At 55.3% G+C, this 21,455-nt stretch carries 20 protein-coding genes; 17 read left to right on the forward strand and 3 right to left on the reverse strand.

The genetic code is table 11. From position 1 onward, the window contains the following. Window positions 1-110: 110 nt before the first annotated feature. Window positions 111-518 (forward strand): DUF6165 family protein, encoded by a 408-nt coding sequence (locus ACQCLF_RS09220; RefSeq protein WP_426986521.1) that lies wholly within the window; start codon window positions 111-113, stop codon window positions 516-518. 36 nt (window positions 519-554) lie between these two features. Here the strand turns inward: ACQCLF_RS09220 and ACQCLF_RS09225 are convergent, their stop codons facing one another. Then, the gene (locus ACQCLF_RS09225; RefSeq protein ID WP_426986523.1) at window positions 555-1,586 is read right to left on the reverse strand and encodes a glycosyltransferase family 9 protein; all 1,032 of its coding nucleotides are present in this window, start codon (window positions 1,584-1,586) and stop codon (window positions 555-557) included. A 189-nt stretch (window positions 1,587-1,775) separates the two neighbouring features. Between ACQCLF_RS09225 and ACQCLF_RS09230 the strand changes: the two genes are divergently transcribed. Both ACQCLF_RS09230 and ACQCLF_RS09235 read left to right on the forward strand, forming a co-directional pair. Further along, a complete protein-coding gene (locus ACQCLF_RS09230; protein WP_426986525.1) occupies window positions 1,776-2,885 on the forward strand; it encodes a glycosyltransferase family 4 protein in 1,110 nt (369 codons plus the stop codon). A gap of 23 nt (window positions 2,886-2,908) precedes the next feature. Beyond that, window positions 2,909-4,009: a UDP-N-acetylglucosamine 2-epimerase gene (locus ACQCLF_RS09235; RefSeq protein ID WP_426986526.1), complete on the forward strand. Its 1,101-nt coding sequence runs from the start codon at window positions 2,909-2,911 to the stop codon at window positions 4,007-4,009. On the opposite strand, the gene ACQCLF_RS09240 is transcribed toward ACQCLF_RS09235, so the two are convergent. Next, window positions 4,006-6,021 carry an O-antigen ligase family protein gene (locus ACQCLF_RS09240; RefSeq protein WP_426986528.1) on the reverse strand — a complete coding sequence of 672 codons (2,016 nt, stop codon included), beginning with the start codon at window positions 6,019-6,021 and terminating at the stop codon, window positions 4,006-4,008. The genes ACQCLF_RS09235 and ACQCLF_RS09240 overlap by 4 nt on opposite strands. An 893-nt stretch (window positions 6,022-6,914) precedes the next feature. Between ACQCLF_RS09240 and mnmG the strand changes: the two genes are divergently transcribed. The 13 genes from mnmG to ACQCLF_RS09305 all read left to right on the forward strand — a co-directional run bounded on the left by mnmG (window position 6,915) and on the right by ACQCLF_RS09305 (window position 18,833). Beyond that, the gene (gene mnmG, locus ACQCLF_RS09245; protein WP_426986530.1) at window positions 6,915-8,810 is read left to right on the forward strand and encodes a tRNA uridine-5-carboxymethylaminomethyl(34) synthesis enzyme MnmG; all 1,896 of its coding nucleotides are present in this window, start codon (window positions 6,915-6,917) and stop codon (window positions 8,808-8,810) included. Then, entirely contained in the window at window positions 8,807-9,445 is a 639-nt protein-coding gene (rsmG, locus tag ACQCLF_RS09250; protein WP_426986532.1) for a 16S rRNA (guanine(527)-N(7))-methyltransferase RsmG, read from the forward strand. The genes mnmG and rsmG overlap by 4 nt, the downstream gene beginning before the upstream one ends. A gap of 235 nt (window positions 9,446-9,680) precedes the next feature. Then, window positions 9,681-10,481, forward strand: a complete 801-nt coding sequence (locus ACQCLF_RS09255; protein WP_426986534.1) for a ParA family protein — start codon at window positions 9,681-9,683, stop codon at window positions 10,479-10,481. Between the two features lie 43 nt (window positions 10,482-10,524). Further along, window positions 10,525-11,427 (forward strand): ParB/RepB/Spo0J family partition protein, encoded by a 903-nt coding sequence (locus ACQCLF_RS09260; RefSeq protein WP_426986536.1) that lies wholly within the window; start codon window positions 10,525-10,527, stop codon window positions 11,425-11,427. Window positions 11,428-11,663: 236 nt separating this feature from the next. Beyond that, the gene (locus ACQCLF_RS09265) at window positions 11,664-12,011 is read left to right on the forward strand and encodes an ATP synthase subunit I (protein WP_426986538.1); all 348 of its coding nucleotides are present in this window, start codon (window positions 11,664-11,666) and stop codon (window positions 12,009-12,011) included. A 27-nt stretch (window positions 12,012-12,038) separates the two neighbouring features. Then, entirely contained in the window at window positions 12,039-12,971 is a 933-nt protein-coding gene (gene atpB, locus ACQCLF_RS09270) for a F0F1 ATP synthase subunit A (RefSeq protein ID WP_426986540.1), read from the forward strand. 51 nt (window positions 12,972-13,022) lie between these two features. Beyond that, window positions 13,023-13,259 (forward strand): F0F1 ATP synthase subunit C, encoded by a 237-nt coding sequence (atpE, locus tag ACQCLF_RS09275; RefSeq protein ID WP_027329770.1) that lies wholly within the window; start codon window positions 13,023-13,025, stop codon window positions 13,257-13,259. A 102-nt stretch (window positions 13,260-13,361) separates the two neighbouring features. After that, window positions 13,362-13,832, forward strand: a complete 471-nt coding sequence (locus ACQCLF_RS09280) for a F0F1 ATP synthase subunit B (protein WP_426986543.1) — start codon at window positions 13,362-13,364, stop codon at window positions 13,830-13,832. A 12-nt stretch (window positions 13,833-13,844) separates the two neighbouring features. Beyond that, window positions 13,845-14,381 carry a F0F1 ATP synthase subunit delta gene (locus tag ACQCLF_RS09285; RefSeq protein WP_426986545.1) on the forward strand — a complete coding sequence of 179 codons (537 nt, stop codon included), beginning with the start codon at window positions 13,845-13,847 and terminating at the stop codon, window positions 14,379-14,381. Window positions 14,382-14,397: 16 nt separating this feature from the next. Beyond that, window positions 14,398-15,942 carry a F0F1 ATP synthase subunit alpha gene (atpA, locus tag ACQCLF_RS09290; protein ID WP_426986547.1) on the forward strand — a complete coding sequence of 515 codons (1,545 nt, stop codon included), beginning with the start codon at window positions 14,398-14,400 and terminating at the stop codon, window positions 15,940-15,942. Between the two features lie 52 nt (window positions 15,943-15,994). Continuing rightward, window positions 15,995-16,861 (forward strand): F0F1 ATP synthase subunit gamma, encoded by an 867-nt coding sequence (gene atpG / locus ACQCLF_RS09295; RefSeq protein WP_426986549.1) that lies wholly within the window; start codon window positions 15,995-15,997, stop codon window positions 16,859-16,861. Window positions 16,862-16,964: 103 nt separating this feature from the next. Further along, on the forward strand, window positions 16,965-18,347 hold the full coding sequence (gene atpD / locus ACQCLF_RS09300; protein WP_426986551.1) for a F0F1 ATP synthase subunit beta: 1,383 nt from the start codon (window positions 16,965-16,967) through the stop codon (window positions 18,345-18,347). Between the two features lie 54 nt (window positions 18,348-18,401). Continuing rightward, window positions 18,402-18,833 (forward strand): F0F1 ATP synthase subunit epsilon, encoded by a 432-nt coding sequence (locus ACQCLF_RS09305; protein ID WP_426986553.1) that lies wholly within the window; start codon window positions 18,402-18,404, stop codon window positions 18,831-18,833. Window positions 18,834-18,906: 73 nt separating this feature from the next. Here ACQCLF_RS09305 and ACQCLF_RS09310 read toward each other — a convergent pair whose 3' ends face one another. Then, window positions 18,907-19,965, reverse strand: coding sequence for a glycoside hydrolase family 43 protein (locus tag ACQCLF_RS09310; RefSeq protein ID WP_426986555.1), 1,059 nt, complete (start codon window positions 19,963-19,965; stop codon window positions 18,907-18,909). Window positions 19,966-20,076: 111 nt separating this feature from the next. Here ACQCLF_RS09310 and glmU point away from each other — a divergent pair, with 111 nt between their 5' ends. Beyond that, the gene (glmU, locus tag ACQCLF_RS09315) at window positions 20,077-21,441 is read left to right on the forward strand and encodes a bifunctional UDP-N-acetylglucosamine diphosphorylase/glucosamine-1-phosphate N-acetyltransferase GlmU (protein ID WP_426986557.1); all 1,365 of its coding nucleotides are present in this window, start codon (window positions 20,077-20,079) and stop codon (window positions 21,439-21,441) included. The last annotated feature ends 14 nt before the right edge of the window (window positions 21,442-21,455 follow it).

Raw genomic sequence — 21,455 nt, forward strand, 5'->3', positions numbered from 1 at the left:
TAGAATTGCTCCCCATTCGCCAATCAATCCGAGGACGAAAACCCTCGGCACCGCTGTCAACTGACAGTGATACGGTGGGTATTGGGTTTACAACAAAATAGGACGAAACAATGGCAGACGTAATCAAAGTACCTGTGTCCTTTGGTGAGGTACTCGATAAGATCACCATCCTCGAAATCAAATCCGAGCGTATCAGTGATGAAGCGAAACTGAAGAACGTACGCTCCGAACTCACTGAGCTGAGCGCCACTTGGGACAATGCCATTAAAGGAAAAGCCAACGATATCGCCAGACTTCGCAGCGAACTTAAGGAAATTAACGAAAAACTGTGGGTAATCGAAGACGATATCAGAGACTGTGAACGCGACCGGAATTTCGGCGAGCGGTTTATCGAACTCGCCCGCTCTGTCTACATTACCAATGACAAACGTGCCGCTGTAAAAAAGGACATTAACCTGGCGCTGGGGTCAAAATTCGTCGAAGAAAAGTCCTATCAGGACTACCACGCAGCCAATTAATTCAATGCCCCCGCTTTAGCGCTTTGGGTAGCCCCGTCAACGATGAGCGGCTACCCATTCATCCATCCTGGACGTCACATCCTCCAGTGTTACCAGCTCCATGGCGCCTTCAAACTCGGCTTTCATCCCCCAGCGTGCCTCCTCTACAGTTTTTCCCACAAAGGTCTCAAGCGCCTGCGGATAGCGGTTCACACACCAGTTCAACGAGTTATAGGGACCGGACCGATAGGGATTACTGGCGGCGAACAGCCCGATTACGTCGGTTCCCACTGCACTGGCCATGTGCGCCGGACCCGTATCGGGCGCCACCACTAAATCAGCGTGGGTCATCAGTGCCGTTAATTGCTTCAATGTATCCTTGCCGCAAATATTTTGGGCCTGCTGGGTCATATTACGCTCAATACCCGCACAGAAATCAACCTCAAACACCGCGGGACTTCCGACCAACACCACATGCATTCCATATGTCTTGATGGCGTAGTCAGCCAGCTGCGCATACCTGTCAACCGGCCAGTTCCGGAGCTTATGGCTGGCACAGGGGCTGATAATCAGATTCACTCGATCACTGGACAGATAGCGACGGGCAAATGCGTGATCGGAATCCTCCAGTGGAATGTCCCAGCGCGGTGGCGCTGATTTCATCCCCAAAGGCTCCAGAAAGCTCGCCAGGCAATCGCGCACATGTTGCTCAGTTGCCGGTGCAATCCGCCGGTTGATCACTAGGCTGTGAAGGTCTTTGCTGCGCGCCTTGTCATACCCTACCCTCACCCTGGCGGGAATACAGGCCGCCACCAAGTTGGCCCGAAACGCGACCTGCATGTGCAACAGGGCATCAAACCGCCGGCCTTTCATTTGCCGGCGCAAGTCAGAGTAGGCGCCAAGCCCCCCCTTCTTGTCAAACACGATAAACTCAACACCGGGCAAATCACCGATCAATTTCGCTTCCAGCTTGCCGATCACCCAAGTGATTTTAACACCCGGCCGTTGTTCCTGGAGGCTGAGCACCACAGGAATCACGTGGGTGACATCACCGATGGCCGAGAGGCGCACAATACAGATAGACTTCAAACGATCATTTCCTACCGATGCGAGCCTGGGGAACATCACCCCGAGCCGCTAATCACTGGAGAGCATCCGGGGATCATTGATAGAATCCCCGCCTGGTTCATAGACACGTATTCTACGTCAAAACCCGGCCCGCCAACAAAATGCGGTCAGCCCCACAGTTTGGGCGTTCATTATCACGGATACCACAACATGACATCAGACAATCCCGACCGTCCACTGCGTGTGCTGTGCCTCACAGACTCCTGCGACCTCCCGGAATCGGAACTGTTTATCGGGCTGAAGCGTGCCGGCGTGGAACTGGATGTAATGTGCAACCCCAACGGCAAACACTACCCCCGCCTGGCGGAGGCCTCGGTTGTGGTGGGGGATATCGCGCTTAAAAACCGTTTCGACAAAGCCGGTACGGCGGCCATTCGCGCTCAACTTCAACAAAAGAATTATGACATTATCCATGCCTTCAACCCTCGGGCACTGGCGTGTGGATTGCGCGCCTCCCGCTCTATGTCGTTAAAAGTCGTCGCCTACCGGGGCATCATCGGCAATATCAGCTATCTCAACCCAGAGTCCTGGATGACGTTTCTTCACCCACGGGTCAGCAAGATCGTCTCCGTCGCCCATGCCATTGAAGACTATCTCGCCGGTCTGGCCTTCCTCGGCCTACGCATTGCTCCTGAAAAATTGACGACCATTTACAAGGGCCACGACCTCAACTGGTACCAAGATACACCCATCGAGCGCTCGACCCTTGAGGTCCCAAACGATGCGTTTATGGTGTGCTGTACTGGTCGCGATGTGCCGCGAAAAGGTTTTGATGTTTTGATCGAAGCCGTGGGACAATTACCGAAAGCACTCAACGTCCATTTGGTCCTTGTCGGCAAAGTCGATCAGAATGAAAAATTGAGGGCGCAAGTCGCCGCGCTGCCCCACCCGGAGCGCGTACACTTCACCGGTTTCAGAACCGATGCACCCTCCATTGCTGCCGCCAGCGATGTCTTTGTATTACCCTCCACAGAACGCGAGGGGCTGCCTCGGGCCGTCATTGAAGCCATGGCCTACGGTGTTCCCGCTATCGTCACCAATGTGGGTGGAATGCCAGAGCTGGTGCAAAACGGCATCAACGGCTATGTGGTCCCGCCGAAAGACAGCTCGGCCATCGCCAGTGCCATTGAAGCATTGGCAACTGATCGCAATCGACAACAAGCCATGGGACGCGCCGCACGCGCACGCATTGGCGAGGACTTCTCTTCGGAAAAAACCGTTTCCGAAACCCTCGCCCTTTACAAAACGTTGCAGTCTTAAAATATTGAAGGGCTCAAGAGACTATGAAGCGCTATCTATTCTTCGTTAACCAGGCCTATTCCTATTCCATACTGCGTCCACTGCAAGACGAAATATGGAAGCGCGGAGATGAGGTGGCCTGGTTTATTGCCGGATGCAGTGCCGAGCCCCTGACACCAAAAGAAACGCGGCTAATGGATTCCGAGGCGGTTTCTCGTTACCAACCCGACGCTGTTATGTCTCCCGGAGACTGGGTACCCCCCTGGTTTCCCGGACTCAAAGTCATGGTATTTCACGGTTTTGGCATTAACAAACGAGGCGAAAACACCGAAAAAATGTGTCACTACCGAATTCGCGGACTGTACGATCTGTATTGCACCATGGCTGATGAGGAAACCAAAATTTTCGAGTCACGCGCCCAGCAACATCCCCACTGTGTAGTGCGTAAAACCGGTTGGCCAAAGCTGGACCGAATCATTCATCCGCCAACCCAAAAAACCAGGGATTCCCTTTTTCCCAACCCGCAACTGCCGACGCTGTTTTACGCTTCCACCTTCAGTAAAAAGGTCACCTCAGCACCAATACTGGTGGACACGATAAAAGCGTTGAAAGCCTCCGGGCAATGGAACCTGATCGTCACACTGCACCCCAAAATGCCTTCCGAGACGGTTTCTCTTTATCGGGCACTTGCGGGTGACAACCTGGTGTTTCTGGAAAGCACGGAAGATTTTGTGCCCTATATGCACTTGGCTGACGTCATGCTGTGCGATACGTCTTCCATCATGTATGAATTTATGGCCCTGGATATTCCCGTCGTCACACTGCGCACCAACACGCCCGGGCCACAAGTTATCGATGTGCAATCGCCCGAAGACATCGAGTCGGCTCTGCAGCAAGCGTTAAAGCGCGAAGCAACACTGATGGACAGTATGCGCGCCTACTTCCGTTCGATTCATACCTTCAGCGATGGCGCCTCTTCACCCAGAGTCATTGATGCCATTGAGGAAGTTCTGGATAACCCGCCAGCACTCAAGCCTAAACCCAGAAACCTGTGGCGGAGTATTCGGTTACGCTCAAAGTTTCGGCGCGCAATGGAGAAACAGCATAAACTGGATCGAAACAATCAGGGTTACAACAACACCTAATGATCGTTGGGTGGGGAGCATCGCTGTTGTTTTTCCTGGCGGGTCAGTGTCCACAAGCCGGCGTACTTGTTAAATGACCCCTGTGCGTAGATAACCGCCATCAGAAAGCCTACCGCTCCGTCGAGAAACCCAAGTCGAATGACATAAACCTGGAGAAACGTCAGCAGCCCACGGAAGGTCGGGTAAAACAGCGTTCGGGTGCGTTTTCCCTTGCGAAACTTCTCCCGGGATCCCAACCAGGCGTAGGAAGCGCTTTTATCCAGAGAGTGTCCAAAATCACGATGCGTATAATGGGTCAGACGACCGCGCAGTGTTCTCACTGTTCGACCACTGGGAATCAGGATTTTCTCATGCACCATGGCGTCGGAAAAACGCACCCCTTCCCGACGAAACAACCGCAACGGCGCCCGACCACTGCGACCAAAATCCAAACGCTTGCCGTATAGCGTCACCGCCCACGGCAGTTTATAGGCGTCCGCATCCGGCGCGGACAGCGTATGATTGATTTCCCGGGCCAGCTCTTCGGTAATACGCTCGTCCGCATCAATCGACAACACCCAGTCTCCGGTGGCTTTTTCCAGGGCACGCTGCTTTTGCACACCAAAGCCGGGCCAATCCGTCACCTCCACCAGGTCCGCATACTGCCGTGCAATCTCGACGGTTCTGTCAGAGCTGCCACTGTCGAGCACGATAATTTCATCCGCGACTTGCCGGGCCGACCGCAGACAATCGGCAATATGATCCTCTTCATTTTTGGTAATAATCGTCGCTGAAACCTTCACCGACCGCTGCCGCTGATAGGAGGCACTCAACTCGTTAAACAGCGCCGCCGCTATGGCCGCGATACTGAACAAATAAAAGGTGATATACAAGCTCCGGTCAAAGGTCGACTCGGTCAGCCCAAACAGAAAATACGCCACGGGGATCAAAGAACCCGCCATGGCAAGCGCTGCTATGGCGGCGTCCGGGTTACGAACATAACGAATGAAGACCGCAAAGGGAACCACCAACAAGAACAACCAGCTCAATACCCCCACCCAGCCTTTGGTGGCCAAGGTATTAAAGACATCGCTGTGTGCATGATCAGAACAACACACCAGAAATACCGGGGATTCCTCCTGCGCCATAACCGCAGAATGATAACCACTCAATCCCGGACCCCAGGTGGGGCTGTCTTTGAAAACTTGCCAGGCTATATCCCAAGCCTGCAGCCGAAGCTGGATACTGCTATCCAGGGCGATAATGTCAAAGCCCTCTTCGAATAGCTCGAGAAACCGGTCGCTGCAAGCGACCGTGACGACCAGAAAAGCCACGGCGGTACCCACCGCCGGAAGCCGCCAGCGCCGGGGCACTAAAAACAAAAAGAACACCAACAAAATAGGCAGTGCCACCAGGTTACTGCGTGTCTGACTCATCATCGCCACCAGCACACCGGCGACGGCCAATACCAGAGCCACTACGGCTAATCCCGTTTGCCGGTGAGCCTGAAAATGAAAGACCGATACGCCACACAGAATTGCCGTCAGCAGCGCCAGATTGCCAAACATGATGGGGTTGATACCACCGCCAAAGCGCTGGGCCACCACATGAGCCCCCCCTTCCGGCATCGTCAGCATTGACACCAAAAACAGTAAGACCGTCACACCACTGGCAAACACCGCCGCAGCAAACACCGTCCGCCCCTTGATACCCGCTACCGTAAACGCCACCAGCAACGGCCAGAGCAAAATAAACCGAATATGGCCGCCCAGCGTTTTAAGACCGAAATAGGAAAATCCCTCGAGCGCCCAGCTAATCAGACTGGTCAGCAAAAAAAACCAGAAGGCAAAGTGAATCAGCCTGAATTCCCTGGGCGCCATCCAGCCCTGGGTTAGCAGTGTCTTCCTGGCGATGAACACGCCCCCAAAGATCACTGTCAGCAAAGCAGCACCGCCAAGAAAATTGGACGAGAACAGAGCACCGCCCATTCCTATGAGCAGAAGAGTGTGAATCAGGATGTCACGATTGGGCATATTCAGAAAACCTGAACCGGTGTTGTGGTGCGATTATCGTTATGCGAAAACGCGCCAGACTTTTTGGCCAGGAATTCTCGGTGAGCTGAAAAAAACAAAGGCTGAGGGAAAGAGCTCGATCCAACACCGTCTTCACCAAGGCAAATGTCGAAATCCAAGGCCCTGAAGGCAGGAAGGATCATGTACGTACTCCAAAGATTGATTGGTGCTTCGCGCATTCTCACAAGTAAAACGGGCGGTATGGTACCACGACTCCAGTCGGATCGGTTTACCTTTAAATGAAGTCTTCTATTTGTCCTGTGCCCTCACAACTCGTCCATCTAGATAGAACACATTATTCTTTTGGAATCCCACTCTGTGCACAATTACGCACACCTGTGGATCACACTTATCCACAGGTGTGCCTCCTAAGAATCGGCGAACTTACAGCAATTATCCACATTCGTTCACAGGTTTTTCCCATAACTTATTGATTCGCGGTTAATAAAATTTATTTTTGGGGATAACCCTGTTAATCAATGGGGGTAAAAGCTGACGATGAATTTGGGGATAAGTCGAACTTCAGAGAATCCTTGGATAAGTCACGGTTTCGTCACCAGCTTCCGGTCAGCTTGTCAGCCGGTTGCGCGCGCTTTCTCCCGCACGTTATTACCATTCCAAGCCATTGTTTTTAATACGATTTTTAGAGTTTTACACAGGAAAAGGCGTCACCATATATAACAACAGCATTAAATACTTATCTATATATACCTCTATTTATATATTCATTACTTATTCTTTGTATAACTTCAAAAATAGCGTTGTTTACAAACTGAACAACTTTTGTACAAATGCGTGGTATACCCCTATAATGCGTCCCCTTTTCACCGGCTGAGCGCTCAGAGGCCATTGATATGAACTACCCAGAGCACTTTGACGTCATCGTCATTGGCGGCGGTCATGCGGGCACTGAAGCCTGTTTGGCAGCGGCCCGCATGGGATGTAAAACCCTGCTGCTGACCCACAATGTCGACACGCTCGGCCAGATGTCCTGCAATCCGGCGATTGGCGGCATCGGCAAAAGCCATCTGGTGAAGGAAATTGACGCTCTGGGTGGTGCCATGGCTATGGCGACTGACCGGGCCGGCATCCAGTTTCGGGTATTAAACTCCCGCAAAGGCCCTGCCGTGCGAGCCACCCGGGCTCAGGCTGACCGTGCACTTTACAAGTCGGCGATTCGGGAAATTCTGGAAAACCAACCCAATCTCAGCATATTCCAGCAGGCCGCGGACGATCTGGTTGTTCGTGGGGATCGAGTTGAAGGTGTCGTGACCCAGATGGGGCTCACGTTCTTTGCGCCTACCGTGGTTCTGACGACGGGAACCTTTCTAGGCGGTAAAATCCATATCGGCTTACAGAGCCATGCGGGCGGCCGGGCCGGAGACCCGCCCGCCCAAGCCCTCGCCACCCGTCTGCGGGAGCTGAATCTAAGGGTTGATCGCCTGAAAACCGGTACGCCGCCCCGTATTGACGCCAACAGTGTCGATTTCTCTGAACTGCAGGAGCAGTGGGGCGACGAGCCGCGTCCGGTGATGTCCGCCCGCGGCTCTCGCGACTGGCACCCACAGCAACTGTGTTGCTGGATTACGCACACCAACGAGCGTACCCATGAGGTGATTCGCGGAGGGCTGGACCGCTCTCCCATGTATTCCGGCGTGATTGAGGGCATTGGACCGCGCTACTGCCCGTCCATCGAAGACAAAATTCACCGTTTTGCGGACAAGCCTTCCCACCAGGTGTTTATCGAGCCGGAAGGCCTCGGCACCCGGGAGCTCTACCCGAACGGTATCTCCACCAGCCTGCCTTTTGATGTGCAATTGGAGCTGGTGCGCTCCATCAAAGGCTTTGAAAACGCCCACATCACTCGCCCGGGCTACGCGATTGAGTACGATTTTTTCAATCCGCAGGACCTGCAATACAGCCTGGAAACAAAGGCCATTGCCGGGCTTTATTTCGCCGGCCAGATCAACGGCACTACCGGCTACGAAGAAGCCGGGGCTCAAGGTCTGCTGGCCGGGATCAACGCCGCCCGCCGCGTGAAAGCGCTTGACCCCTGGTGTCCGCGCCGCGACGAGGCGTACATCGGCGTACTGGTCGATGACCTGATTACGATGGGGACCCAGGAGCCCTACCGGATGTTCACCAGCCGGGCGGAGTATCGACTGCTGCTTCGAGAGGACAATGCCGACCTGCGTTTGACCGAGCAAGCCCGTGACATGGGGCTGATCGATGATGGCCACTGGGCACAGTTCAGCGAACAACGCGAGGTGATCGCGCGTGAGCAGCAGCGTTTGAAAGCCACCTGGGTTCAGTCGGGTTCCGCCGAGGCGACAGCGTTGGAGAACAAAATCGACGCTCCGCTCAACCGCGAATACAGTTTGTTTGAGCTGCTTAAGCGGCCACAGTTGGGTTATGCCGATGTGGCGGGCCTGAAAGGCGAGCCGGTTACCGATGAGCGCGTGGCGCAGCAGGTAGAAATCGATGCTAAATATTCCGGTTATATTGACCGGCAGCAGGAAGAAATCAATCGGCTTCGAGCGCACGAGCAGACTCTGATTCCCGACAATTTTGAGTTTGATCAGGTCGATGGTCTGTCCAACGAGGTGAAACAGAAACTGAGCGCGGCGCGCCCGGATACGCTGGCCCGTGCCTCGCGTGTGCCCGGCGTGACGCCAGCGGCGGTGTCGCTGTTGCTGATTCACCTTAAAAAACGCGGTTTGCTCAAGCGGGAGGCCAATCGAGCCTCATGACCGGTGTTTTGACCGCCCGGCTCGACGCCGGACTCGCTGCGTTGGCGCTCGAGTTGCCCGAGGCCCAAAAAGCGCAGTTGCTCAGCTACCTCACTGAATTTCATAAGTGGAATCGGGCCTACAACCTGTCAGCCATCCGCGATATCGATGCCATGCTTGATCGCCACCTGCTCGACAGCCTCAGTGTGTTGGCCGCTGTCCGTCGTCGCCGACCGCAACGCCTGATCGATGTGGGGACCGGCGGAGGGCTACCTGGCATTCCGCTGGCGATTGCCCTGCCCGATTGTGCCGTTACGTTGCTGGACAGTAATGGCAAGAAAACCCGTTTTCTGTTTCACGTTAAAACGCATCTTCGGTTAAGTAATGTGACGGTGGAAAACCGTCGGGTGGAGCAGTATCAGCCCGCGGAGCCGTTCGATATCGTCATCAGTCGTGCCTTTGCCAGTCTCTCGGATATGGTGACTGGGTGTGAGCACTTGCTTACCGGGAGTGGTCTGTTTATGGCGATGAAAGGGGTTTATCCGCAAGATGAACTGGATGAGGTGGCGGATCGGGTTGAGCTGCTCGACACCCAGCGGTTGCAGGTACCGCGGAACGAGGGCGAGCGGCATTTGCTGGAACTTGGGTTGCGGTAGGTGGCACTGAGGTGCAGAGAGTGGGTCGGCCCGCCCGGGACCGTGGAGCGGGGGACCCGCGATGCGAGCCCCCATGGATGGGTTCACGGCGTGTCCCGGGCGGGCCGACCCACTCTCTGCACCGGTCAACCTACGTTAGCTCCCTACAAGAATGCCCACTCTGCACTTGTCCCCAACCGCCGCTTGCCACACAATACCCAGCTTTGATTCTCTTTGATGGCCATAGGATAACGACTTGACTCGGATCTACGCGGTAGCCAACCAGAAAGGCGGGGTCGGCAAAACCACCACCTGCGTCAATCTGGCCGCCTCTCTGGTGGCCACCAAAAAGCGCGTTCTGCTGGTGGATCTTGACCCCCAAGGCAACGCCACCATGGGCAGCGGTGTGGACAAAAGCGATCTGGAGCTGACGGTCTACGACCTGCTAACCCGCCGAGCGGACGCCCGCGATTGCCTGCAGCCCTCAGAGGCTGGAGGCTTCCAGCTGCTTCCCGCCAATGGTGATCTCACTGCGGCCGAAGTCGAAATGCTGGCTCTCGATGGTAAGGAACGTCTGTTGTGGAATGGTTTGCAATCTCTCAAAGACGATTTTGACTACATCATCATCGATTGCCCGCCCTCGCTTAATATGCTCACCGTCAACGCCTTGACCGCGTGTGATGGCGTGATTATCCCCATGCAGTGTGAGTACTACGCACTCGAAGGGCTGTCGGCGTTGATGAACACGATTGGTCGGATTCAGGAGTTGCTCAACCCCAACCTGAAAATCGAAGGTCTCCTGCGCACCATGTACGACCCGCGCAACAGTCTGACCAACGATGTCTCCGCCCAGCTCTCCCAGCATTTTGGGGATCGGCTTTACCGAACCTGTATTCCGCGCAACGTGCGTTTGGCGGAAGCGCCCAGTTACGGTCAACCGGTGCTGAGCTATGACCGCCAATCCAAGGGCGCGATTGCGTACCTGGCGCTGGCGGGTGAAATGATTCGCCGCAATGAAAACGAACACAAGGCGTCGGCCCCCGCGGCCAGCGCCTGACAGGCACCACCACTGATATTGACGACGTTCACAGGGCACGCTAATGGCGGGAAAACGCAAAGGTTTGGGTAAGGGACTGGATGCATTGTTGGGCGCGGGAGTAACGCCCGGTACTTCGGACACCCCGACTCCCGATACCCCGGAAGCGGTCGAGCAAGCGCTGGCCGATGGCCGGCTGGCGCAGCTGCCTGTGGAAATGATCCAGCGCGGCCGCTATCAACCTCGGCGCGATATGCATCCCGAGGCCCTGGAAGAGCTGGCCGATTCCATCAAAGCCCAGGGTGTCATGCAGCCCATCGTGGTTCGTCTGGTGGGGCCGGAGAAATACGAAATTATTGCTGGCGAGCGTCGCTGGCGGGCTACCCAGCTGGCGGGGCTGGACAAGATTCCGGCGGTTATCCGGGATGTCCCGGACGAAGCCGCTATCGCCATGGCGCTGATCGAAAATATACAGCGTGAGGATCTCAACCCTATCGAAGAGGCGATGGCGCTCAAACGCTTGCAGGATGAGTTCGAACTCACCCAGAACGAGGTGGCCCAGGCTGTAGGCAAATCCCGAACTACAGTGACCAATCTGCTGCGGTTAATTGCGCTGAGCGACGAGGTTAAAACCCTTCTGGAGCGCGGCGACCTCGAAATGGGTCATGCCCGGGCGTTGCTGACCCTGGAGCCCGAGGAGCAACGCAGTGTGGCTCGCCAGGTGGTGGGCAAAGGGCTCTCGGTGCGCCAGACCGAGACGCTGGTGCGCAGTCTGCAAGAGCAACAGCATAAAAACACCGTCAGACCAGCGGCACCGTCGGCGGATATTCGCCGACTGGAGGAGCAACTGTCCGAAACGCTGGGGGCGGGTGTGGCGATTCAGCACACCGCTAAAGGCAAGGGCAAACTGGTCATTAATTACAATAATCTGGACGAGCTGGACGGCATTCTCGCCCATATCAAGTAGGTTTTGCGTCGTCTGACGTAGAGCATAATGGTCCGAATTATCGGACAATTCCGGTCAGGATTTCGTGCCGACGTCGGTTGAAGCCAGGGGGGTTTATCCCTATAATGCTGCGGCCCGAGCGGTATGTCGCTCGGACGGGACTCACTGGCCGATTTGACGAGCTTTTGATAAACGCTACGCCGCCATCACGACAGCGCCGCACTATAACGATCGCCCGGCCACCGGTTCTATCGCGCTTGTTGCTGTTCTGGTCGCTGCTGGTTCTAGTGGCGTTTTCGGTGTGGATGTTTGATACCCGGCTGGGCCTGTCCCTGCTCTGGGGTATCGCCGTGAGCGCACTACCAGGTGCCTGTTTTGCCTGGTACAGCTTTCGGCGGCATGGAGGCGCGCGTCAGTCGGGTGCTGTGGTTCGCGCCATTTATCGGGCGGAAACCCTGAAGTTTTTTCTCACGGCGGTAGTATTTGCCGCCGTGTTTAGCCGGGTGAGCGATATTCACCTGGTGGTGTTTTTCATCGCATTTATCGGGACACACATAGGGTCCAGTTTAGTGTCGGCGCGCGTAATCGCACGATTCAGGCACTGAGCAGGGTCAAACAGAGAGACTATTTGGATGGCAGCGGAAGAGTACACTCCCACAACCACAGAGTATATTCAGCACCACTTGACCAACTGGACCTACGGCAAATTGCCGGCCGGCTCCTATTGCGACGGTAATCAGGTTCAGGAAAGCACGGGCTGGACCGTGGCCTACTGCCCCGAAGCCATGAGCGCCATGGGCTTCAATGCCATCCACCTCGATTCCATGGCCTGGTCCATTGGCCTCGGCCTGCTGTTTGTGATGGTGTTCCGCTGGGCCGCCAAAAAAGCCCACGCTGGCGTTCCCACCGGATTGCTCAACTTTGTTGAAATCATCGTCGAGTTTATCGACAAAACCGTTAAAGACGGTTTTCAGCATAAAAATGCCATGATCGCCCCCCTCGCCCTGACCATTTTTGTCTGGGTATTTTTGATGAACCTCATGGACCTGGTGCCAGTAGACTGGATTCCCTCTCTGGCCATGTGGATTGCCGGTGACTCACACTTCTATTTCAAGATCGTGCCGACTACCGATCCCAACATCACCTTGTCCATGGGCTTTACCGTATTTTTGTTGATGATCGGCTTCAGCATCGCCAAAAAGGGTTTTATGGGGTTTGTCAAAGAGTTGACCCTGCACCCTTTCCACACCAATAACCTGTTTGTGAATATTCTGCTGATTCCGATCAACTTTGCGCTGGAGACGATTGCCCTGATCGCCAAGCCGATTTCTCTGGGCCTGCGACTGTTCGGGAACCTCTACGCCGGGGAAATGATTTTCATCCTGATTGCCACTATGTACTCCGCGGGGCTGCTCATCGGCATCTTCGGTGGGTTCCTGCAGTGGGGTTGGGCCGTTTTCCACATTCTGGTGATTACGCTGCAGGCGTTCGTGTTCATGGTGCTGACCATCGTGTACATGGCCATGGCGCACCACGTGGACGAAGAAGACCAGTTTATACATTGATTTTTAAACACTCACTTTGACTTTTATCTTTAAAAACTGAGGAGAACTATCATGGGTTTAGCGTTGATTGCTGTTGCACTGCTGATTGGTCTGGGCGCACTGGGTACTGCCATTGGCTTCGCCCTGTTGGGTGGCAAATTGCTGGAAGGTTCTGCCCGTCAGCCCGAACTGGCGCCGATGCTACAAGGCAAAATGTTCCTGATCGCCGGTCTGCTTGACGCCGTTCCGATGATCGGTGTTGGTATCGCCATGTACATCCTGTTCGTAACTGTACCAGGCCTGGCGTAAGACCTCGATACACCAGAAACTCCGATCTGTGCCCGCCAACGGTTATGCCGGTCGGTGGGTGCAGTTGACACCTAAAGCGTTACTGGAACAGAGGTTATCGGCGTGAACATTAATTTGACCCTCATCGGACAGTCCATCGCGTTTATTTTCTTCGTGCTGTTTTGCATGAAATACGTGTGGCCGTTCATTACCGACGCAATGGCCGAGCGCCAGAAGCGCATTGCTGACGGCCTTGCCGCCGCCGATCGCGCCGACAAGGATCTTGAGCTGGCTCGCGAAAAAGCGGCCAAGACCCTGGGCGAAGCCAAGAAAGAAGCGGCCGGTATCGTAGAGTCCGCCAACAAGCGCGCCGCCAAAATTGTCGAAGAAGCCAAAGATCAGGCTCGAGTGGAAGCTGAACGCATTCGCTCTGCCGCCGAGGCTGAAGTGGAACAGGAAGTGAATCGTGCCAAAGAGAAGCTGCGTGCCCAAGTGGCGCAACTCGCTTTGGCCGGTGCGCAGAAAGTGCTGGAAGCGGAAATTGACGCAACCAAGCACCAATCCATGGTCGACAAACTGGCTGCCAATCTTTAAGTGAGGTGAACCGTGGCTGAACTGACTACCCTCGCCCGTCCTTACGCCAAAGCTGCGTTTCAATACGCACTGGAGGCGGAAGCACTCGGCGAATGGGCCAAGCAACTGGCCACTCTAGCCGGCGCCAGCCAGTACGGTGCTATGGCAGAGCTGATCGCAACACCTTCCCTGTCGGCCTCTGAACAGGCCGACGCATTGATTGATGCTTGTGGCGATGAACTGAGTGAGCCGGTACGCAAGTACGTTCAGTTACTGGCTCAAAACAAACGTTTGGTCCTGCTGCCGCAAATCGCCGAGCTCTTTGAAGCGTTTAAACACGCGCACGAGCACGCGGTGGACGTTGAACTGACAACCGCTTTCGAGCTGACCGATGCCGACCAGGAAACACTGGCCAAGGCGCTCGAACAGAAGCTCAAGCGGAAGATCAACGTGCGCGCGCAGATTGACCAGAAGCTCATGGCGGGCGTGGTAGTAAAAGCCGGTGACTTAGTCATCGACGGCTCCATGCGCGGCCGGCTGGAAAAACTCGCCAGAGCAATCAATTCGTAGGATTGAGGAATAAAGCATGCAGCAGCTGAATCCATCCGAGATTAGCGACATTATCAAGCAGCGCATCGACCAGCTCGATGTGTCCTCCGAAGCCCGCAATCAGGGCACGGTGGTTTCCGTATCCGACGGCATCGTGCGTATTCACGGCCTTCAGGATGTTATGTACGGTGAAATGATCGAGTTTGAAGGCGGTCGTTTCGGTATGGCCTTGAATCTGGAGCGTGACTCCGTGGGTGCCGTTATCCTGGGCGATTACCTGAGTATTGCCGAAGGCCAGACCTGTAAGTGCACCGGTCGTATCCTGGAAGTACCGGTGGGCCCCGAGCTGGAAGGCCGGGTCGTCGACGCCCTGGGGATTCCCATTGACGGTAAGGGTCCGATTGACGCCAAGCAAACCGACGCCATTGAGAAAGTGGCCCCGGGCGTCATCTGGCGTCAGTCGGTGGATCAGCCGGTTCAGATCGGTTTGAAAGCGGTGGACTCCATGGTGCCGATTGGTCGCGGTCAGCGCGAGCTGATCATTGGTGACCGCCAGATTGGTAAAACCGCCATCGCGGTGGATGCCATCATCAACCAGAAAGACTCCGGTATTAAGTGTATCTACGTGGCGATTGGCCAGAAAGCTTCGTCAATTGCCGGTGTGGTACGCAAGCTCGAAGAGCACGGTGCCATGGATCACACCGTTGTGGTCGCAGCAACCGCCTCTGACCCGGCGTCCATGCAATACCTGGCGGCTTTCGCGGGTTGTACCATCGGTGAGTATTACCGCGATCGCGGTGAAGACGCCCTCATTATTTACGACGACCTGACCAAGCAGGCCTGGGCCTACCGTCAGATCTCCCTCCTGCTGCGTCGCCCACCGGGCCGTGAAGCCTACCCGGGTGACGTGTTCTATTTGCACTCCCGTTTGCTCGAGCGTGCGGCGCGCGTTAATGCCGACTACGTTGAAAAGCAGACCAATGGTGAAGTGAAAGGCAAAACCGGTTCGTTGACCGCGCTGCCGATCATTGAAACTCAGGCGGGTGACGTGTCAGCGTTCGTACCCACGAACGTGATCTCCATTACCGATGGTCAGATCTTCCTGGAAACCTCCATGTTCAACTCCGGTATTCGTCCGGCAATGAACGCGGGTATTTCCGTATCGCGTGTGGGTGGTTCAGCGCAGACCAAAGTCATCAAGAAACTGTCCGGTGGTATTCGTACCGCTCTGGCACAGTACCGTGAATTGGCGGCGTTCTCCCAGTTTGCTTCGGATCTGGATGAAGCCACCAAGGCCCAATTGCAGCACGGTGAGCGTGTTACCGAGCTGATGAAACAAAATCAGTACTCGCCCATGAGCATTGCTCAGATGGCGCTGGTTCTGTTTTGCGCTAACGAAGGCTATCTGGAAGACGTGGAAGTCAATAAGGTCCTGGACTTTGAGGATGCCCTGCTCTCTTACGCCGACAGTGAAGGTGCCGACTTGTTGAAAGAAATCAACGACACCGGCAACTGGAACGACGAGCTGCAAGGCAAGATGAAAGCCCTGGTGGAAAAGTTTAAATCCACTCAGACCTGGTAAGACTGGCGGTGTCGGAAGACACCGCGTCATTCACGCTTGAGGGCCTTTGAGTATGGCAGGCGCAAAAGAGATTCGGACGCAGATTTCGAGCATTAAAAGCACGCAGAAAATTACCAGTGCGATGGAAATGGTCGCCGCGAGTAAGATGCGTAAAGCTCAAGAGCGTATGGAGCGGGGCAAGCCCTATGCCCAGCGCATGCGTGCCGTGGTCGGTCACCTGGCCAATGCCAATCCCGAATACAAAAACCGTTTTATGGAAGAGCGCGACGTCAAGCGCGTGGGCTACATCATTGTTTCCAGTGATCGCGGTCTGTGTGGTGGCTTGAACGTCAATGTGTTCAAAGCAGCGTTGAAATCCATGAAGCCCTGGTCTGATCAGGGCGTGGCCGTGGATTTGTGCCTGCTGGGCGCAAAAGCCGCCGCGTTCTTCAACAGTCACGGTGGCAACGTGATTGCCAGCACCCGGGATTTGGGAGAAGCGCCAACCGTATCTGACCTCATTGGCAGTGTTAAGGTCATGTTGGACGCTTTTAGCGAAGGCAAGATCGACAAGCTATATCTGGTCAGCAATGAATTTGTAAACACCATGACTCAGCAGCCGGAGGTTCAGCAATTGCTGCCTTTGGTCGCGGAAGAAGACGAAAAAATGCAGCACCACTGGGATTACCTGTACGAGCCGGACGCCGAGCAACTGCTCGATGGCTTGCTGGTACGGTACATTGAATCCCAGGTGTATCAAGCGGTGGTAGAAAACAGCGCCTGTGAAATGGCCGCCCGGATGGTAGCGATGAAGAGCGCTACCGATAATGCTGGCGACCTAATTACGGACTTGCAGTTGGTTTACAACAAAGCCCGTCAGGCGGCTATCACCCAGGAGCTGTCAGAAATCGTCGGCGGTGCTGCCGCCGTGGCCTCTTAGGCCCGTAACTGAGTCACCCTTTTTTGAGTTAAAACCTTCAGTCTCAGGCTGCCCTCGTCATTCAATGACAGCCGGCCGGATCTGAAACCAAGAGGAACCGGAAATGAGTAGCGGACGTATCGTACAAATTATCGGTGCCGTGATCGACGTGGAATTTCCGCGCGACGCCGTGCCGCAAATCTATGATGCACTGACGGTCACCGAACAGAATCTGACCTTGGAAGTGCAGCAGCAATTGGGCGACGGTGTGGTTCGTACCATTGCCTTGGGCTCCTCTGAAGGTCTGCGCCGTGGTTTGGACGTAGCCAACACCAAAGAGCCGATCAAGGTGCCAGTGGGGAACAAAACCCTCGGCCGTATCATGAACGTGCTGGGCGACCCGATTGATGAAGCCGGACCGATTGGCGAAGAAGAGCGGATGCAAATTCACCGCGAAGCGCCGGCGTACGAGGAACTGGCCGCATCCAACGAATTGCTGGAAACCGGTATTAAGGTAATCGATCTGGTATGTCCATTTGCCAAAGGCGGTAAAGTCGGTCTGTTCGGTGGTGCCGGTGTGGGCAAAACCGTGAACATGATGGAGCTGATCAACAACATCGCCAAAGAACACTCCGGTCTGTCCGTGTTCGCCGGTGTAGGTGAGCGTACCCGTGAAGGTAATGACTTCTACCACGAAATGACCGACTCCAAAGTGGTCGACAAAGTGGCGATGGTCTACGGCCAGATGAACGAGCCACCGGGTAACCGCCTGCGTGTCGCGTTGACGGGCCTGACCATGGCGGAAAAATTCCGCGACGAAGGCAAAGACGTCCTGTTGTTTATCGACAACATTTACCGTTATACCCTGGCCGGTACCGAAGTATCCGCCCTGCTCGGTCGTATGCCGTCCGCGGTAGGTTACCAGCCGACGCTGGCCGAAGAGATGGGTGTACTGCAGGAGCGTATTACCTCCACCAAAACCGGTTCAATTACCTCCGTTCAGGCGGTTTACGTACCGGCGGATGACCTGACTGACCCCTCGCCAGCCACCACATTTGCGCACTTGGATTCCACGGTCGTACTGAGCCGCGATATTGCCTCTAAAGGTATTTATCCCGCGATTGACCCACTGGACTCCACCTCTCGTCAGTTGGACCCACTGGTGATTGGTCAGGAACACTACGAAACCGCTCGCGGTGTGCAGACCGTTCTGCAGCGCTACAAGGAGCTGAAAGACATTATCGCCATTCTGGGTATGGATGAGCTGTCGGAAGAAGATAAGCTGACGGTATCCCGCGCGAGGAAGATTGAGCGTTTCCTTTCTCAGCCGTTCCATGTGGCCGAAGTCTTTACCGGTTCCCCCGGTGTTTACGTGTCCCTGAAAGACACCATCCGCAGCTTCAAAGGTATCCTTGCCGGCGAGTATGATCACCTGCCAGAGCAGGCGTTCTACATGGTTGGCACCATTGAAGAAGCGGTGGAGAAGGCCAACAAGGGCAAGAAGTAACCCGCTGACCCGGCGGCGACGCCGGGTTCCTGACCCTGAATTAGAGGCAGATATATGGCTATGACAGTTCACTGTGACATTGTCAGTGCAGAGCGGGAAATCTTCTCCGGACTGGTGAAGATGATCGTGGCCACCGGGTCCCTGGGGGATCTGGGTGTCACCTACGGACATGCGCCGCTGTTGACCGGCCTCGAGCCGGGCCCTGTGCGCGTGGTCAAGGACAATGGCGACGAAGAAATCTACTACGTTTCCGGGGGATATCTGGAGGTGCAGCCCTACCATGTGACCGTACTGGCCGACACGGCATTGCGGGCGGATGATATGGATGAGGCTGCTGCTCAACAGGCCAAAGACGCCGCCCAGAAACAATTGACCAACCAGAGTGGTGAAATCGACTACTCCAAGGCGGCTATTGAGCTGGCTGAAGCGGCGGCACAGTTGCGTACGCTGCAGTCCATTCGCAAGCGTGTAGGCCGCAACAAGTAGGCGCTTTCAGCTGATGCACTGACAAAAAAGGCGGCTGTTTAAGGCCGCCTTTTTTGTTATGGCGATTGCAAAACTACGGCAACGTGACCGGGCTTATCCCTTCGTCCGTCATGATCACGGGCTTGATGGTTCCATCTTCATTAAAGATCATACGGTCAATGGCCAGGACCCGGTGATTGCCGTCATCACTGTGCAGAGGACGGCGGTGATAAACGATGTACCAATCGTCCGTATCCGGGATATTGACCACAGAGTGATGCCCTGCGCCCCTGGCGATCTTGTTGTCCTGCTGAAGAATTTTCCCTTTGTTCTCGAAAGGTCCGACTGGAGAATGGGAGGTCGCGTACGCCACGCTGTAATCCGGACCGGTCCACTCCCCTTCTGACCACATCAAATAGTAAATCCCTTTGCGCTTCACCATGAACGAACCCTCCACATAATCCTTGCTCGGGGTGATTTCCTTAAAAAATTCACCGTTATCGAACGGCTCCAGACTAAGAAGGTCATCGCTGAGTCTGGCGACGTTACTGTGCTGCCAACCGCCGTAGTACAGATAGAACTGACCGTCGTCGTCGCGGAAGACCATCTGATCAATAGGCTGGGCGCCGTTATGAATTTCCCCGATCAACGGCTTCCCGAGGGCATCGCGATACGGACCTTCAGGGTCATCACTCACGGCCACCCCAATACCGCCCAACTGCTCGTTGTCCTTAATGTCGTTGGCACCGAAAAACAGGTAATAGCGGTCGTTGGCCTGGATGGCCGAAGGTGCCCACAGCGCGTAAGCCGCCCAGGATATATTGGCAACCTCCAGCACACGCGGATGACGCGTCCAATTCACCAGGTCGGGCGAGGAGAAGGCATCCATAAAGGTCTGTTTCAGAAAGGGCGACCAGATGTCCGGGTTTTCTCTCATCTCTCGTTGCTGCTCGGAGAGCACAACCGGTTGGTCCGGTGTGGTTTCACTGGCGGAATAGGTGGGGAAAATCCAGAAGCGATGGTCGAAAATCCGTATTTCAGGATCGGCATACTGGCCCGGAACAATCGGATTATCCGCCACGGCCGCTGTCGCGCACAAGGCAGTGATCGCCGTGCCAATAACAAGAAATAACGGTTTTGACCAGTCGATCATACGGCAGCTCCAGTTTGGTTTGTTTGTGGCCAGTCTCGGCATTCAGCGGCATAAACCGGTAGAATAAAGCCCTTATTATTAGACCACTCGTTCATCGCGAAAGGAACCTACATGCTTGATATCGTCGTTCTCGCCGCAGGCAAAGGCACCCGCATGCGCTCGGATTTGCCCAAAGTGTTGCACCCGGTAGGGGGCCGATCTTTAGTTCAGCACGTGATTGATAGCGCCCGCGCTCTGGGCAGTGATCGCATCCTGTTGGTGGTGGGACACGGGGCTGATCAGGTGGAAGCGCAGGTGGCCGCCGATGACATTCGCTGCGTTGCCCAAACCGAACAGCTGGGTACGGGACACGCTGTGCTCCAGGCTCTGCCCCATTTCCGGGACGATGCCACTGTGTTGGTTCTTTACGGTGACGTACCGCTGACCCGCCCGGAAACGTTACAGCAACTGGTGGAAGCGGTCAGCGACGATACGATGGGGTTGTTGACGGTGGACCTTCCAAAACCGGATGGTTACGGCCGTATTGTGCGAGATAGCGACGGGCAGGTGGAGGCTATTGTGGAACACAAGGACGCCACCGACGAGCAGCGCCGCATCACTGAAATCAACACGGGCATTCTCGCCGCAAAAGCCGGGCATTTGCAGAAGTGGCTGCCGTCACTGAGCAATGACAATGCCCAGGGCGAGTATTACCTGACCGATATCATCGCCATGGCCCGGCGCGATGGTTTATCCATTCACGTCGCCCAGCCCGCTGCGCCTCAGGAGGTGGAGGGCATTAATAACCGCCAGCAGCAAGCCGCATTGGAGCGTTATTATCAGCGTTGCCAGGCCGATGCCCTGATGGTGGAAGGGGTGACACTGCTGGACCCGGCACGTTTCGATTGCCGGGGCCGTCTCACGGCGGGCCGCGACGTGGTGATTGATGTGAATTGCCTGTTTGAGGGTGAAGTCATGCTTGAAGACGGCGTGACGCTCGAGCCAAACTGCTATCTGAAAGATTGCGTGATTGGCGCAGGCACAGTGATCAAAGCCAACTCGGTGATTGAAGGCGCCCAAGTAGCGAGCCGTTGCGCCATTGGTCCCTTCGCTCGCCTGCGCCCCGGCACCCAGCTGGCTGATGGCGCCAGGGTGGGCAACTTTGTGGAAATCAAAAAGGCCTGTATTGGCGAAGGCAGCAAGGTGAATCATCTTAGCTATATTGGCGATAGCAAAGTTGGCAAACAAGTGAACGTTGGCGCGGGCACCATTACCTGCAATTACGATGGCGTGAACAAATTTGTTACCGAAATCGGTGACAACGTTTTTGTTGGTTCTAACACCGCTTTGGTGGCGCCGGTCAAACTCGGCCAAAATGTAACGGTGGGTGCCGGTTCGGTCATTACTCGTGATATCGCAGACGATGAACTTGCGGTTGGCCGCGGTCGTCAACGCAATATCCAGGGCTGGCAAAGGCCGGTCAAAAAAGCGCCGTGAGTCGCGCTGGGAAT

It is taken from the genome of Marinimicrobium sp. ARAG 43.8, assembly GCF_050113635.1.
Classification (GTDB): Bacteria; Pseudomonadota; Gammaproteobacteria; order Pseudomonadales; family Cellvibrionaceae; genus Marinimicrobium.

Coding starts and splice junctions, on each gene's coding strand:
- ACQCLF_RS09305 (WP_426986553.1), top strand. CDS start 18,402: ATGGCTATGACAGTTCACTGTGACATTGTCAGTGCAGAGCGGGAAATC.
- atpE (WP_027329770.1), top strand. CDS start 13,023: ATGGGTTTAGCGTTGATTGCTGTTGCACTGCTGATTGGTCTGGGCGCA.
- atpD (WP_426986551.1), top strand. CDS start 16,965: ATGAGTAGCGGACGTATCGTACAAATTATCGGTGCCGTGATCGACGTG.
- ACQCLF_RS09220 (WP_426986521.1), top strand. CDS start 111: ATGGCAGACGTAATCAAAGTACCTGTGTCCTTTGGTGAGGTACTCGAT.
- ACQCLF_RS09230 (WP_426986525.1), top strand. CDS start 1,776: ATGACATCAGACAATCCCGACCGTCCACTGCGTGTGCTGTGCCTCACA.
- atpG (WP_426986549.1), top strand. CDS start 15,995: ATGGCAGGCGCAAAAGAGATTCGGACGCAGATTTCGAGCATTAAAAGC.
- ACQCLF_RS09310 (WP_426986555.1), bottom strand. CDS start 19,965: ATGATCGACTGGTCAAAACCGTTATTTCTTGTTATTGGCACGGCGATC.
- atpB (WP_426986540.1), top strand. CDS start 12,039: ATGGCAGCGGAAGAGTACACTCCCACAACCACAGAGTATATTCAGCAC.
- rsmG (WP_426986532.1), top strand. CDS start 8,807: ATGACCGGTGTTTTGACCGCCCGGCTCGACGCCGGACTCGCTGCGTTG.
- mnmG (WP_426986530.1), top strand. CDS start 6,915: ATGAACTACCCAGAGCACTTTGACGTCATCGTCATTGGCGGCGGTCAT.
- atpA (WP_426986547.1), top strand. CDS start 14,398: ATGCAGCAGCTGAATCCATCCGAGATTAGCGACATTATCAAGCAGCGC.
- glmU (WP_426986557.1), top strand. CDS start 20,077: ATGCTTGATATCGTCGTTCTCGCCGCAGGCAAAGGCACCCGCATGCGC.
- ACQCLF_RS09235 (WP_426986526.1), top strand. CDS start 2,909: ATGAAGCGCTATCTATTCTTCGTTAACCAGGCCTATTCCTATTCCATA.
- ACQCLF_RS09260 (WP_426986536.1), top strand. CDS start 10,525: ATGGCGGGAAAACGCAAAGGTTTGGGTAAGGGACTGGATGCATTGTTG.
- ACQCLF_RS09240 (WP_426986528.1), bottom strand. CDS start 6,021: ATGCCCAATCGTGACATCCTGATTCACACTCTTCTGCTCATAGGAATG.